At 71.8% G+C, this 13,798-nt stretch carries 15 protein-coding genes; 8 read left to right on the top strand and 7 right to left on the bottom strand.

The annotated features are described in order from the left end of the window. Positions 1-45: 45 nt before the first annotated feature. Complete coding sequence (locus ABD205_RS04630) at positions 46-1,425, top strand: cytochrome P450 (RefSeq protein ID WP_344042879.1); 1,380 nt, start codon at positions 46-48, stop codon at positions 1,423-1,425. Positions 1,426-1,544: 119 nt separating this feature from the next. On the opposite strand, the gene ABD205_RS04635 is transcribed toward ABD205_RS04630, so the two are convergent. After that, positions 1,545-1,685, bottom strand: a complete 141-nt coding sequence (locus ABD205_RS04635) for a hypothetical protein (RefSeq protein WP_344042881.1) — start codon at positions 1,683-1,685, stop codon at positions 1,545-1,547. A 72-nt stretch (positions 1,686-1,757) separates the two neighbouring features. On the opposite strand from ABD205_RS04635, the gene chrA reads away from it, so the two are divergent. Beyond that, positions 1,758-2,873: a chromate efflux transporter gene (chrA, locus tag ABD205_RS04640; RefSeq protein ID WP_344042883.1), complete on the top strand. Its 1,116-nt coding sequence runs from the start codon at positions 1,758-1,760 to the stop codon at positions 2,871-2,873. Here the strand turns inward: chrA and ABD205_RS04645 are convergent, their stop codons facing one another. The 3 genes from ABD205_RS04645 to ABD205_RS04655 form a co-directional block, all read right to left on the bottom strand. Beyond that, positions 2,874-3,293, bottom strand: a complete 420-nt coding sequence (locus ABD205_RS04645) for a VOC family protein (RefSeq protein WP_344042885.1) — start codon at positions 3,291-3,293, stop codon at positions 2,874-2,876. 64 nt (positions 3,294-3,357) lie between these two features. Beyond that, positions 3,358-4,206: an alpha/beta fold hydrolase gene (locus ABD205_RS04650; RefSeq protein WP_344042887.1), complete on the bottom strand. Its 849-nt coding sequence runs from the start codon at positions 4,204-4,206 to the stop codon at positions 3,358-3,360. Next, entirely contained in the window at positions 4,203-5,087 is an 885-nt protein-coding gene (locus ABD205_RS04655; RefSeq protein ID WP_344042889.1) for a sterol desaturase family protein, read from the bottom strand. The genes ABD205_RS04650 and ABD205_RS04655 overlap by 4 nt, the downstream gene beginning before the upstream one ends. A 68-nt stretch (positions 5,088-5,155) precedes the next feature. Between ABD205_RS04655 and ABD205_RS04660 the strand changes: the two genes are divergently transcribed. Genes ABD205_RS04660 through ABD205_RS04670 form a run of 3 tightly spaced genes read left to right on the top strand, consistent with a single transcriptional unit; the run spans position 5,156 to position 8,105 of the window. Continuing rightward, the gene (locus ABD205_RS04660) at positions 5,156-5,809 is read left to right on the top strand and encodes a TetR/AcrR family transcriptional regulator (RefSeq protein ID WP_344042891.1); all 654 of its coding nucleotides are present in this window, start codon (positions 5,156-5,158) and stop codon (positions 5,807-5,809) included. A 4-nt stretch (positions 5,810-5,813) separates the two neighbouring features. Then, entirely contained in the window at positions 5,814-7,091 is a 1,278-nt protein-coding gene (locus ABD205_RS04665; protein ID WP_344042893.1) for an alpha-hydroxy-acid oxidizing protein, read from the top strand. A 21-nt stretch (positions 7,092-7,112) separates the two neighbouring features. After that, positions 7,113-8,105, top strand: coding sequence for an aldo/keto reductase (locus ABD205_RS04670; protein WP_344042895.1), 993 nt, complete (start codon positions 7,113-7,115; stop codon positions 8,103-8,105). An 83-nt stretch (positions 8,106-8,188) separates the two neighbouring features. On the opposite strand, the gene ABD205_RS04675 is transcribed toward ABD205_RS04670, so the two are convergent. Then, on the bottom strand, positions 8,189-9,625 hold the full coding sequence (locus ABD205_RS04675) for a DHA2 family efflux MFS transporter permease subunit (protein ID WP_344042897.1): 1,437 nt from the start codon (positions 9,623-9,625) through the stop codon (positions 8,189-8,191). 79 nt (positions 9,626-9,704) lie between these two features. Here ABD205_RS04675 and ABD205_RS04680 point away from each other — a divergent pair, with 79 nt between their 5' ends. The 3 genes from ABD205_RS04680 to ABD205_RS04690 are packed head-to-tail and all read left to right on the top strand — an operon-like array spanning position 9,705 to position 12,102. Next, entirely contained in the window at positions 9,705-10,292 is a 588-nt protein-coding gene (locus ABD205_RS04680) for a TetR/AcrR family transcriptional regulator (RefSeq protein WP_344042899.1), read from the top strand. Next, a complete protein-coding gene (locus ABD205_RS04685) occupies positions 10,289-11,194 on the top strand; it encodes a PfkB family carbohydrate kinase (RefSeq protein ID WP_344042901.1) in 906 nt (301 codons plus the stop codon). Before ABD205_RS04680 ends, ABD205_RS04685 begins: the two co-directional genes overlap by 4 nt. Then, positions 11,191-12,102 carry a pseudouridine-5'-phosphate glycosidase gene (locus ABD205_RS04690; RefSeq protein WP_344042903.1) on the top strand — a complete coding sequence of 304 codons (912 nt, stop codon included), beginning with the start codon at positions 11,191-11,193 and terminating at the stop codon, positions 12,100-12,102. Before ABD205_RS04685 ends, ABD205_RS04690 begins: the two co-directional genes overlap by 4 nt. Positions 12,103-12,266: 164 nt before the next feature. On the opposite strand, the gene ABD205_RS04695 is transcribed toward ABD205_RS04690, so the two are convergent. Both ABD205_RS04695 and ABD205_RS04700 read right to left on the bottom strand, forming a co-directional pair. Continuing rightward, the gene (locus ABD205_RS04695) at positions 12,267-13,121 is read right to left on the bottom strand and encodes a sigma-70 family RNA polymerase sigma factor (RefSeq protein ID WP_344042905.1); all 855 of its coding nucleotides are present in this window, start codon (positions 13,119-13,121) and stop codon (positions 12,267-12,269) included. Between the two features lie 130 nt (positions 13,122-13,251). Beyond that, positions 13,252-13,743: a hypothetical protein gene (locus ABD205_RS04700; protein ID WP_344042907.1), complete on the bottom strand. Its 492-nt coding sequence runs from the start codon at positions 13,741-13,743 to the stop codon at positions 13,252-13,254. Positions 13,744-13,798: the final 55 nt, after the last annotated feature.

Consider the following 13,798-nt stretch of genomic DNA (forward strand, 5'->3'; position numbering starts at 1 on the left):
CGAGACGCTCGTCGCCACCCCGACCCGGGCCGTATCGTGCTGGGCATGCTCAAGCTGTCGCCCGCGCCCCGCGTCGCACGGCGGACCCGCAGGATCGCCGACCGCGCCGTCGATCCCGTCAAGCAGCTGGTCAGATGGGGCCTGGGTCACGGCATCCCGCGCGCGGTCATCGGCCGGGCAGCCCGGCAGGGCGACCTGCAGGGGCGCCTCATCACGGCCGCGGCGGAGAACGGTAGGACCGACCGACTGGTTCCGCTCTTCGACGAGCTGCGCGGCCGAGGCATCCTCGCCCCGGGGAAGTTCAGCTACATGACCGCCCACCATGCCGCGGTCAAGGAGGTGCTGAGCAGCAACGACTTCACCACCGGCCTGCCGACGAGTGCCGGCTCGATGTCGAGACTCGGCCGGTGGGCGGCCACTGACGTGTTCAACCCCGTCCAGCCGCCGTCGTTGCTGGTCACCGAGCCGCCGGACCACACGCGCTACCGCAAGCTGGTCACCCGAGTCTTCAGCGTGCGCGCGGTGGAGCGGCTCCGTGGGCGCGCCGAGGAGATCGCCACCGACCTGCTCGACGCGATCGACCCGTCCTCACCCGTCGACCTCGTCGAGGCCTACTGCAGCCAGCTGCCCGTCATCCTCATCTCGGAGATCCTGGGCGTTCCCGACGAGAGGCGACAGCGCATCCTCGAGCTCGGCAACCAGGCCGGGGCCAGCCTCGACCTCGGCGTCGGGTGGCGCCAGTTCCGCACCATCGAGCGTGCCCTGGTGGAGTTCGACGAGTGGCTCACCGGGCACCTCGAGCACCTGCGGCGGCAGCCGGTGGACGACCCCGACCATCAGAGCCTGCTCAGCCAGCTGCTGAGGGCGCAGGAGGACGGCGTCGGTCTCACCGAGCGGGAGCTCAAGGCGACCGCCGGGCTCGTCCTGGCGGCCGGGTTCGAGACCACCGTCAACCTGCTCGGCAACGGCATCGTGCTGCTCAGCGAGCACCCGGACCAGCTCAGGCACCTCCGGGACGGCAGCGCCACCTGGGGCAACGCCGTCGAGGAGGTGCTGCGCTTCGACCCGCCGGTCCTGCTCACCGGCCGGATCTCGCTGCGTGACACCGCGATCGGCGGGCAGCAGGTGCGGGGCGGGCATCCGCTGACGACGATCCTCGCGGCAGCCAACCGCGACCCCGCCGTGTTCGAGGAGCCCGAGCGCTTCGACGTCATGCGTGAGAACGCACGCGAGCACGTCTCCTTCTCAGCGGGGAGGCACTACTGCCTCGGCGCGCAGCTCGCGCGGATGGAGGGCGAGGTCGGACTGCGATCGATCTTCGAGCGGTTCCCCGACCTGCGGATCGAGCCGGGCGCGATGCGCCGTGAGACGCGGATCCTGCGCGGCTGGGACCGCCTCCCAGCCCGCTTGACCTCGGGCACCTGACCGCGTGCGGTCGGCCAGGTGCCCGGGGAGTCAGGCGCGGGCTCGGCGCGGTCGCAGCATGGCGACCGCCTGCGTGAGTGAGAGCGACACCTGGATCAGGGATCGGACGTGGAGACGCATCAGAGGACCTGCCAGGTGACGAGAAGGGCGAGCGCGAGCGTGACCCCGCCGAGCGCCCGTACGGCGGTCGGCGGAACGGCGCGCCGGGCCTTCACCGGCGCGCGGTGACGACCCTGCGGTGGCTTCACGTTCGTGCTCATGTCGACTTCCCACGTACCCGCGACCCACCCGGCAGATGCACGCGATCTGGATCTGCACGCGACAATGTGGCGGTGCCGGGCCTCCTGATCGTCCTGCGCGCCTGGGGGCGCATCGGCTGTCTCGGCTTCGGCGGACCGTCGGCGCACATCCGGCTCCTGCGTGAGCTCTGCGTCGACCGCGAGCGGTGGATCGACGCCGAGGAGTTCGAGGACGCCATCGCGACCTGCAACCTGCTGCCGGGCCCGTCGTCGACGCAGCTCGCGATCTTCACCGCCTGGCGCGTTCGCGGCGCGGCCGGTGCCGTCGTGGGCGGGCTCGCCTTCATCGTGCCCGGCCTCGTCGCGATCCTCGCGCTGGCGGCGCTCTTCCTCAGCGGCCCGCCGGACTGGGTGCTCGGGGCTGGCGCGGGAGCAGGTGCGGCGGTCGCTGCGGTGGCAGTCCACGCCGGCTGGGGGCTGACGCCCGCGAGCTGGACGCGACGGCGGTCGACGCCTCGCTGGATCGGCTATCTCGCCGCGGGGGCCCTCGCCGCTGCCTCGCTGGGACCCTGGGTGGTGGTCGTCCTGCTCGCCTGCGGTCTCGTCGAGCTCCTGGTGCGCCATCCCGCCCGCGACCTGTCCGGCGTCCTCCCGCTCGCCGCCGCAGGCGGTGGGACGGTCGGCGCAGGTGTGCTGATCTCGCTGGCGTGGACGTCGTTCAAGGTCGGGGCGCTGTCGTACGGCGGCGGCTTCGTCATCATCCCGCTGATGCAGTCCGACGCCGTCGCGCAGCACGGCTGGATGACGGGCCAGGAGTTCCTCAACGCCGTCGCGCTCGGACAGGTGACACCCGGTCCGGTCGTGCACACCGTGGCCGTCGTCGGGTACGCGGCCGCTGGGCTCGTCGGCGGGGTGCTCGCCGCGGTCGTCGCCTTCGGGCCGTCGTTCGCCTTCGTGCTGCTCGGTGGCCGCCACTTCGACCGGCTCCGCGAGAGCCCGCGGGTGCAGGCCTTCCTCGCGGGCGCCGGGCCGGCCGCCATCGGGGCGATCTACGGATCCGCCGTGCCGCTCGCCCGCGAGATCACCGAGCCCTGGCAGTACGCCGTCCTGGCCGGGGCGGGCGTCGCATTGCTGGCGCTGCGGCGCAGCGTCGTGGCCGTGCTCGTGACGGCCGCACTCGTCGGCGCGACCGTCACGCTGGTCACCTGATCAGGACGGCGTGCCCTCGCCGGCGATGTTGACCATCCACTCGATGCCGAACCGGTCGGTCACCATGCCGAACTCGTCGCCCCACACCTGGCGCTCGAGCGGCATCCGCACGGCGCCGTCGGCGGACAGCCTCTCCCAGTAGCCGCGCAGCTCGTCGCCGTCGTCGCCGCTCAGGCTGACGGTGATCTGGCTGCCCGGCGTGAACTCCATGCCGGGCGGGGTGTCGGAGGCGAAGAGCGTGTAGCCGCTCGGAGTCTGCAACGAGGAGTGCATGACGAGGCCGGCCTCCGCCGCGTCCGGGTCACCCATCTCGCCGAAGGTGCTGACGAACAGCTCCCCTCCGAAGACGGACTGGTAGAACTCCATCGCGTCGCGCGCGGTGTCCTTGAATGACAGGTAGGGATTCAGCTTGCTGGCCATGACGCCGACGCTAGACCCAGCCACCGACAGCGCGACAGTGCCTCGATCCGACGACGTCCGGAGCTCACCGGGTCACGTCGGCGACGAAACCCCGGAAGAGGTCGGCGACGAGCTCCGGCTGCTCCGCCACGACCCAGTGCCGCCCCTCGACGACCTGGGCGCGCAGGTCGGGCACGTAGGGCTCCGGCGCCTCGCACGCGAGCCTCGTCGAGATGTAGGGGTCCCTGCTCGGTGCGATCACCTGCACCGGCACGACGGTCGCGCGTGGGTCGGGACGCGTCATCCGGTTGAGGAAGTTGGCGCGGTAGAGCTCGAGACCGTTGACCGCGTCGTCCTCGGACCGTGCCGCCGTGCCCGAGGTCCGGGCGATCAGCCGGTCGAGCAGCCCTGCGCGGATCGCCGCCTCGGGCAGTGCCGGCAGCTGGAAGAACCCGATGTACGACGACTCGGCCAACTGTCGCAGTGCGGCACCCGGGTGGCGACGGATCCCGCGCAGCCATGCCCCCGCGTAGTCGAGGCTGGGACCCGAGATCGACGTGAACGACAGCAGGCGGGGCTCCAACCGCGGGTCCACGACGGCCCCCCAGCTCTGCACCGAGCCCCAGTCATGACCGATCAGGTGCACGTCCTGTCCCGGCGAAGTCGCGTCGATGACGGCGGCCAGGTCGTCCACCAGCTGTGGGATCCGGTAGCCCTCACGCCGCTTCGGCGCCTCCGACCCACCCGCGCCGCGGACGTCGTAGGTCACGACGTGGAAGTCGTCGGCCAGGAGGCCGACCAAGCCGTCCCAGACCGTGTGGTCGTCCGGGTAGCCGTGCACCGCGATGACCGTGGGGCGCTCGGGGTCTCCGGTCTCGTAGACCGCCAGGGAGACGCCGTCGGTGGACAGGACGTGGCGGGTCGGCGTGGTCACAGTCCGACTGTAGGACGGTCGGAGTCACGCAGCTGCGGCGTCCACCCCGGGGGTCGGAACAGGTAGCCGATCCGGTCGCGCCAGCGGGCGGCTGCCCGGACGTCGCGCCAGAGGTCCACGTAGTCGCCGTACTGGAGCCGGAGCAGGTGGTAGGTCCCGACCGGGTGGGTCAGCCCGTACGTCGGCCGCTGCACCTCCGGCTGGAACGTCCCGAACATGCGGTCCCAGATGATGAGGATGCCGGCGTAGTTCTTGTCGAGGTACTCCGGGTCGGAGCCGTGGTGCACCCGGTGGTGGCTCGGGGTGTTGAAGACGAGCTCGACCGGGCGCGGCAGCTTGCGGATCGTCTCGGTGTGCACGAAGAACTGGTAGATCAGGTTGATGCCGAAGGCGAAGTAGATCGCCCAGGGCGCGACCCCCAGGATCGGCAGCGGCAGCCAGAAGAAGAAGTCGAACCAGGGGTTCCACTTCTGCCGCAGGGCGGTCGCGAAGTTCATGTACTCCGAGGAGTGGTGTGCCTGGTGCGCCGCCCAGCCGACCCGAGCCCGGTGCACGAAGCGGTGCTGCCAGTAGTAGGCGAGGTCGACCGCGGCGAGCATGACGACCCACGACCACCAGGTGTCGGTCGGGAGGTGGAAGAGCGCGAGGTGGTCGTACATCCACACGAAGACGAAGAAGCTGGCCACCTTCAGGGTCAGCGACGTCACCAGCGAGCCGGCGCCCATCAGGATCGACGTCCGCGCGTCCTGGAGCGCGTAGCCGGTGACGTTGTCGTCGTGGTCGAGCCACTTCAGCGCGGCGAGCTCCAGCAGGATGCTGAGGACGAAGAAGGGGACAGCGAAGGTGACCGGGTTCTTCGCCGGGTCGAGCAGGTCGTGCACGTCGCCTCCAGGGATATGACTCGCGGGTAAGTTACCACCGGTTCATATCTTGTGCCTAGGATTCCGGCATGGCTCGTACGACGGTTGCCCGACGCCCCAACGCCGGCACCAAGGGCGTGCCGCGTGCCGATCGCGAGGAGCAGATCGTCCTGGCAGCGACAGCGGTGTTCGGCTCGCAGGGCTTCGCCGCGACCTCCGTCGCCGACGTGGCCGAGCGGGCCGGCATCTCCAAGCCGCTGATCTACAACTACTTCGGCTCCAAGGAGGGGCTGTTCACCGCGTGCCTGCACAGGGCCGGCGCGATGCTCGCCGAGGAGATGGAGCGGATCGCGCGCGGTGACGCCGTCGGCCTCGAGCGGGCGCTGCGGACGCTCGAGGGGATCTTCACCCTGCTCGAGCCGCAGCCGTGGATCTGGCGGCTCTTCTTCGACCCCACCATCCCGCGCGGCGAGGAGCGCATCGCGGCGGAGATCGCCCACTACACCGACCGGATCACCGCCCTCGCCGACGAGGGGGTCCGGGAGATGATGCGGCTGGCCGGGGCGGACGACCCGCTCGACGTCTCGGCGCTCACGTCGGCCTGGCTGTCCGTCGCCGACTCGCTGGTCAGCTGGTGGCTCGACCATCCCGAGGAGACGCCGGCGTCGATGACCGCGCGCTGCCTCCGTCTCTTCCACGTCGTGCTGGGTGCGCCCCTCCCGTCGGCTCTCACGGCAGACTGACTCCGTGAGCATCGGTCCCGGCGTCGGGCGCACCATCCAGAGCCGCATCTACCGCGCGGGCGTGTTCGGCCACCGTCCGGGAGTGCCGGTCGAGCCCAGCGAGCTCGAGGCGGCCGCCCGGCGCGCCATGAGCAAACAGGCGTGGGCGTACGTCGCGGGCGGGGCCGGGCAGCAGCGCACCGTGGCCGCCAACACCGCCGCCTTCGCGCGCCACCGCATCGTGCCGCGGATGTTCGTCGACGTGACGACGCGCTCCTTGGAGACGACGCTGCTCGGCCGGACGATCCCGGCGCCGCTGCTGCTCGCTCCGATCGGTGTGCTCGAGATGGCGCACCCCGACGCGGAGTACGCCGTCGCGCGAGCCGCCCGCTCGCTCGGGATCCCCATGGTCATCTCCACGCAGGGCAGCGTGCCGATGGAGGACACCGCCCGGACGCTCGGCGAGTCCCCGCGGCTCTACCAGCTCTACTGGAGCAGCGACGAGACCGTCGTCCGGTCCTTCGTCGAGCGCGCGGAGGCGATCGGCTCCGACGCCATCGTCGTCACGCTCGACACCCACCTGCTGGGCTGGCGGACGCGCGACCTGGACCTGGGCTACCTGCCGTTCGCGCGTGCGGAGGGCATCGCGCAGTACCTCTCCGACCCGGCGTTCCGCGAGCTCGCCGCGACCAGGCCGGCGTCCACGGAGGCGACGCCGCGACCGACCGTGGCCGCCGTACGCGCGCTGCTCTCGATGGCGAGGCACCACGCCCGGTGGACGGGCGGCTCGTTCCGCGAGAGCCTGCGCTCGCCCCTGCCGCGGGCGTCGGTCGAGACGTTCCTCGACGTGTTCTCGCGCTCGGACCTCACCTGGGCGGATCTGGCCCGCCTGCGCGAGATGACGTCGCTGCCGATCCTCGTCAAGGGCGTGCAGCACCCGGACGACGCGCGCCTCGCGATCGAGCACGGCGTCGACGGTTTGGTCGTCTCCAACCACGGCGGTCGCCAGATCGACAACGCGATCGCCTCGCTGGACGCGCTCCCGGGTGTCGTCGCCGAGGTCGCCGGTCGGGTGCCCGTGCTCTTCGACAGCGGGGTGCGCAGCGGCGCCGACGTGGCCGTAGCCGTGGCGTTGGGTGCGGACGCGGTGCTGCTCGGGCGGCCGTGGGTCTACGGGCTCGCGCTGGCCGGCGAGGCGGGGGTCCGGTCCGTCCTCGAGAACGTCGTCGCCGAGCTCGACCTGACGATGGGGCTCGCCGGCGTGGGCAGCGTCAAGGGGCTCACCCGGGACCTGCTCGCTTGAGCGCCTCCTAGGGTGGGGCGCATGCAGACGCGCACTCTCGGACGCACCGGCCGCACCGTCTCCGTCGTCGGCCTCGGCACCTGGCAGCTCGGCGCCGACTGGGGTGACGTCGCGGAGGCCGACGCCTTCGCGGTCCTCGACGCGGCGTACGCCGCCGGCGTGACGTTCTTCGACACCGCCGACGTGTACGGCGACGGCCGCTCCGAGTCGCTCATCGGGTCGTGGCTGAAGGCCAACGCCGGATCGGGCGTCACCGTGGCCACGAAGATGGGCCGGCGCGTCGACCAGATCCCCGAGAACTACGTCCTCGACAACTTCCGCGCCTGGAACGACCGCTCCCGGAGCAACCTCGGAGTCGACACGCTCGACCTGGTGCAGCTGCACTGCCCGCCGACGCCGGTCTACTCCAGCGACGAGGTCTTCGACGCGCTCGACACCCTCGTCGCGGAGGGCCGGATCCGCAACTACGGCGTGTCCGTCGAGACCGCGGAGGAGGCGCTGGAGGCGATCCGGCGCCCGGGGATCGCGTCCGTGCAGATCATCCTGAACGCGTTCCGCCTCAAGCCGCTCGACGAGGTGCTCCCGGCGGCGGCGGCGCGCGCCGGCGTCGGCATCATCGCGCGCGTGCCGCTCGCCAGCGGCCTGCTCTCGGGGCGCTACACGCTCGAGACGACGTTCTCGGCGGACGACCACCGCACCTACAACCGTCAGGGCGAGGCGTTCGACGTCGGTGAGACGTTCTCGGGTGTCGACTACGAGGCCGGTGTCCGTGCGGCCGCAGAGTTCAGCGAGCTCGTCCGTTCCACGATGCCGGACGTGACTCCCGCGCAGGCCGCGCTGGCCTGGATCGCCTCGCTGCCGCAGGTCTCGACGGTCATCCCCGGCGCTCGCAACCCCGACCAGGCCCGCGCCAACGCGGCCGCGGGGTCGATCGAGCTCCCCGAGGGCTTCGACGAGTCCGTCCGGCGGCTCTACGACACGTACTTCCGCGAGGCGATCCACGGGCGCTGGTGACGTCTGCCCCAGTGACGTCCGCCCCCCGGGACGTCATACGGGTTGGCCGCCTGAGCGACCAACCCGTATGACGTTGCGTGGGGTCAGGAGTGACGCGGGGCGAAGAGCGCCGCGACGAATGCGACCGCAACGGCGCCGGCACCGGTGAGCAGCGCCGGTCCGATAGCGCCGTCGTAGCCGTTCGGCGCGATCTGCCCGCCGTTGCCGAGGAAGACGGCGGTCAGCAGCGCGATGCCGAACGCGACACCGAACTCGCGGATCGTCGAGTTCGCCGAGCTGGCGGTGGCGAAGTCGTCGTCGGGCAGTCCGTCGAGCGTCGCGTTGGAGACCGACGGGAAGACCAGGCCCATGCCGACGCCGGCCATGGTGAGTGCCGGCACGAAGGCGGCGTACGACGACCCCGACTCGGTCAGCACGGCGAACCAGACCAGTGCGCCGGCCTGCAGGGCGAGCCCGGCGAGCAGCAGCGGCCGCACCCCGATCCGGCCCGCCAGCATGCCCGCCAGCGGCGCGACGACCATCGGTGCGGCCGTCCAGGGGAGGGTGCGGACGCCGGCGCCGAGCGGCGAGTAGCCCTGCACGACCTGGAGGTACTGCGACAGCAGGAACACCGCGCCGAACATCCCGACGGTGAAGCCGAGCGCGACCACGTTCGCGACCGAGAAGCTGCGCGACGCGAACAGGCGCAGCGGCAGGACGGCGTCGGAGCGACGCCTCGCGTGGACGACGTACGCCGGGATCAGTACGGCGGCCGCGACGAGCGGCGTCAGCACGCCGGCCGAGGTCCAGCCGTCGTCGTTGCCGTGCACGATGCCCCAGATGCCGAGGAAGACGGCGCCGCCGAGCATCAGTGCACCGACCAGGTCGAGCCTCTGCCAGGCGCCACGGGACTCCGAGACGGCCGCCAGGATAAGCGGCAGCGCGAGGATCGCGACGGGCACGTTGAGCCAGAAGATCGCCTGCCAGCTCACGCCCTCGACGACCGCGCCGCCGACGACCGGACCGAGCGCGACCCCGAGCCCTGAGACGCCACCCCAGATGCCAATCGCGGCGGGTCGGAGCCGGTCGGGCACGTTCGCGGCCAGCAGGGTCAGCGAGAGCGGCATGATCGCGGCCGCGCCGAAGCCCTGGACCGCGCGGGTCGCGATCAGCGTGCCGGACGAGTCCGCCAGCGCAGAGCCGATGGAGGCGAGGGTGAAGACGACGATGCCGGCGACCATGACCCGGCGCCGCCCGATCCGGTCGCCGAGGGTCGCGGCCGGGAGCATGAAGGTGGCGAACGCGAGGGTGTAGGCGTTCATGAACCACGACAGGTCGCTGACGCTGGCCCCGAGATCGGCCCGGATGACCGGCAGCGCGCTGGTCATCACCAGGTTGTCGAGGGTCGCCATGAACATCGGCAGGCTGACGGCGGCGATCACGAGCCACAGCGGCGCTCGGCGGGCGCGGGTCGGCAGTGCCGATCCTTGCCCCGTTGCCACGGCCGGTGCGTCGACCGGGGCCTTGCTCAGTGCGGACATCGCATCCTCCTGGAAGTTGGCATCGAATGATTACTAGCGATGTTCCGACATTAAGTAATCGACTGATAACATGTCAAGCATGAACGTCCGCATGCCTGCCGAGGAGCGTCGCGAGCTGATCCTGCACGCCGCGACGCGCGCCTTCGCGGCCGGTGGCTACGCCGGCACGAGCACCGACGCCGTGGCCAGGGAGGCCGGCGTCAGCCAGCCGTACGTCGTCCGCATGTTCGGCACCAAGCTCGAGCTCTTCCTGGCCGTCTACGGCCTGGCGTGCAACCGGATCGAGGCGGCCTTCCGTGGAGTCCTGGACGAGCGGCCGTTCGACCCGTCGAGCGAGGACGACAAGGAGCGTATGGGCCTGGCCTACACCGCGCTGCTCGCCGACACCGACTTCCTGCACGTGCTGATGCACGGGTTCACGGCGAGCTCCGTGCCCGAGATCGGGGTGCGGGCGCGCGACGGCATGAGCAGGATCTTCGCGATCCTGCTCGAGACCGGCTGGTCGCCCGAGCAGGTCCGCGACTTCATCGCGCACGGGATGCTGCTCAACGTGCTCGTCGCCATCGGGGCACCCGGCTCCTCGTTGGGTCCGCTGGGGGAGCTCGTCGCGTCGTGCTTCCCCGAGGAGATGCGCCTGCCCGATGCCCCCGCCGGGCGGGCCGGGTGAGCGTCGTCGTCCTCGGTGGCGCCAACGTCGACCTCAAGGCCCGCAGCGCCGCCCCGCTCGTGGCCGGCACGAGCAACCCCGGGACGACGTGCCTGTCGTCGGGCGGCGTGGCCCGCAACATCGCGGAGAACCTCGCCCGGCTCGGCACGGCCACGACCCTCGTGACCGCCGTCGGCAGTGACACGCTCGGCGACGACCTGCTCACGACCACCGCCGCGGCCGGCGTCGACGTCTCGCTCGTCCGGCGCCGGGAGACGTCGACCGGCACCTACACGGCCGTGCTCGACGACGCGGGCGAGCTCGCCGTCGCCGTCGCCGACATGGCAGCGGTCGAGTCCCTGAGCGCCGCCGACGTGGCCGGCGCGTCCGACGTGGCCGCACGGATCGCCGCGGCCGACCTGGTCGTGCTCGACGGCAACCTGCTGCCGGCGACCGCCACGGCCGTGCTCGACGTCGCGGAGGCGGCCGGCGTACGCGTCGTGGTCGAGCCCGTCTCCGTCCCCAAGGCCCGCCGCCTCGCCCCGGCGCTGCGGCGCCCGACGTTCCTGCTGACGCCGAACACCGACGAGCTGGCCGCGCTCACCGGGATCTCCGAGACCGAGCGGGCGCTCGCCGCGTTGCACGAGCGCGGCGCTCGGATGGTCTGGCTGCGGCGCGGCCCGGCTGGCTCCGTGCTGTCGACGCCCGACGGCGCCGCGTCCCTGGCGCCGATCGCCGGCGAGGTCGTCGACGTCACCGGCGCCGGTGACGCGATGCTGGCCGCGTTCTGCCACTTCCTGCTCGCCGGCGCGAGCCCCGAGGAGGCAGCGCGCCTCGGGCACGTCGCCGCCGCGCTCACCGTCGCGACCCCGGCGACCGTCCGCCCCGATCTCACCGAGAGCCTCGTCAGGAGCCACCTGTGAACGACCGCATCCAGCTGACCGACGAGGTGGCCGACGCGCTCGCGCAGGGGCGGCCCGTCGTCGCCCTCGAGAGCACGATCATCAGCCACGGCATGCCCTACCCGCGCAACGTGGCGATGGCCCGCGAGGTGGAGGCGATCGTGCGGGCACAGGGGGCGGTCCCGGCGACGATCGCGGTGCTCGGCGGCGTCCCGCGGATCGGCCTCTCCGACGACGACCTCGAGCTGCTGGGCTCGGACCCCGACGTCATCAAGGTCTCGGTGCGCGACCTGCCGTACGTCGTCGCCCGCGGCCTCCACGGAGCGACCACCGTGGCCGCCACCATGCGACTGGCATCGCTGGCCGGCGTACGCGTGTTCGTGACCGGAGGCCTCGGCGGGGTCCACCGCGGCGCCCAGCAGAGCTTCGACGTCTCGGCCGACCTCACCGAGCTCGGGTCGACGTCGGTCGCTGTCGTGTCCGCGGGCGTGAAGTCGATCCTCGACATCGGGCTCACCCTCGAGACGCTCGAGACCCTCGGCGTGCCGGTGCTCGTCAACGGTGCCGACGAGTTCCCGTCGTTCTACTCACGGTCGTCGGGCTTCGCGGCCCCGATGCGGGTCGACGGTCCGGTCGAGACGGCGGCGGTGCTCCGCGCGAAGTGGTCGCTCGGGCTCCCGGGCGGCGTCGTGATCGCCAACCCCATCCCCACCGAGGACGAGATCCCTGCGGACGAGATCGGCGTCATCATCGACCGGGCGCTGGGCGACGCCGACCGCCTCGGCGTCACGGGCAAGGACATCACGCCGTACCTGTTGGGGCGGATCGTCGAGATCACCGGCGGGGCTTCGCTGACCGCCAACATCGCGCTGGTGAAGAACAACGCCTCGTTCGGAGCGGCCGTCGCGGCGGCGTACGCGGCGGGGTAACCGTCTGTTCGATACAGGGGTAACCGTCAGTTCGATACGCCTCCTGACCCTTGCAACGGTCAGGAGGCGTACTGAACGGACGGTTACCTGTTCGAACAGACGGTTACCCCAGCAGCGCCCTGGAGCCCGCCGGGCCCGCCCTGGGCACCCCGCCGGGCCCGGGGTCACTCCGCGTCGCGGGCAGGGTTGCCGGCGAGTACGACGTCCATCCGGGCCAGGATCTCCGGGTCGGCGACCAGGTCGACACCGGTGATGAGCCCGTCGGCGACCGTGAACAGGAACGCCACCTTGACCTCCCGGTGATGGACCCATGCGGCGGCGGCCCAACCGTCGATCGTGACGGGCGCGGCGCCCCGGACCCCGTCGAACCGCGCGGCCACGGCGTCGGCGCCCGCGTAGACCGGCTCGGTGCCCATCGCGATCCCGGCCGCGTCGGACTGCATGATCGCGTCGGGCGCCAGCAGCGACAGGAGGCGACCGAGGTCACCGCCCCGCGCGGCGGCCAGGAAGGCGTCGACGACCTCGTGATGGGTCTTTCGCTCGACCTCGACGTCACCGCCGGCCACGGCCCGACGACCCCGCGAGGCGAGCTGTCGTACGGCGGCCGGCGACCGTCCGAGCACCCCGGCGACGTCGTCGAACGGCACCGCGAAGAGGTCGTGCAGCACGAACGCCACCCGCTCCGCAGGCGACAGCGTCTCGAGCACGATGAGCAGGGCCGCCCCGACCTGGTCGGCGAGCACCGCGTCGGCCTCGGGGTCGACGGGCGTGCCGGGCAGCGCGGCCGCCGGGACGTCGTACGCCTCCACCCGCTTGCGCGAGCGGAGCTGGTCGAGGCAGAGCCGCGAGACCACCGTGGTCAGCCACGCGGCCGTGTTGTCGACGTCGGGCGTGCGGGCAAGACGCAGCCACGCCTCCTGCACGACGTCGTCGGCCTCGGCGGTCGAGCCGAGCATCCGTACGGCGATCGCGCGCAGCCGCGGTCGTTCCGCTTCGAAGTCGAGGGTGAGCTGATCCATGGCGTCATTCTCCTGGTCGCAGGGTCGTCAGGGGTATGACGTCGCCCGCCACCCGGATGTGACAGCCCCGGCGGTGAACAGCCCCGGACGTCATACGCTCCGGCTGCTCCGACGACCAGCCCGTATGACGTCAGTCCTCGGCCAGCGGCTGAGGCGTCCCGCCCTTGATCGTGTCGCGGAAGAGGAACCCCGAGATGTGCGCGACCAGCAGCAGCGGCAGCAGCGGACCGAAGTAGCCGGCCACGCTGCCGCACGCCGACGACGGCGAGTTTCCGGCGGCCCACCAGCCCAGGATGAACAGCACCGAGCCGAGCGAGACGACGAAGACGGCGCCGCTGCTGATGATGAGCGCGACCTTGCGATGGACGCGGTGGCCGATCGGGATGGAGAGCAGCGCCAGACCGAGGACCCCGCCCGTCAGGAAGGTCAGCGGCCCCGACGGCCAGCTCCCCACCGACCGGTCGCAGCCGGCGTCGGGTCCCTCGAGGAGCCGGCTCGCGCCGATCCACAGGAACTCCACCACGACCGCGGCGAGCACGAGGGCGAGCACCCACAACGCGGCCCGACGCTCCGGCGTCAGGCCACGTCGCAGCTTCTTGTCGAGCTCCTGCTGCAGAGGCATGCGGTCACCGTAGCCCGGACCTGTGTCCTGGGTCACACATTGCGCGCACGAATTC

Origin of the sequence: Nocardioides panacihumi, assembly GCF_039530925.1 — a bacterium.
Classification (GTDB): Bacteria; Actinomycetota; Actinomycetes; order Propionibacteriales; family Nocardioidaceae; genus Nocardioides; species Nocardioides panacihumi.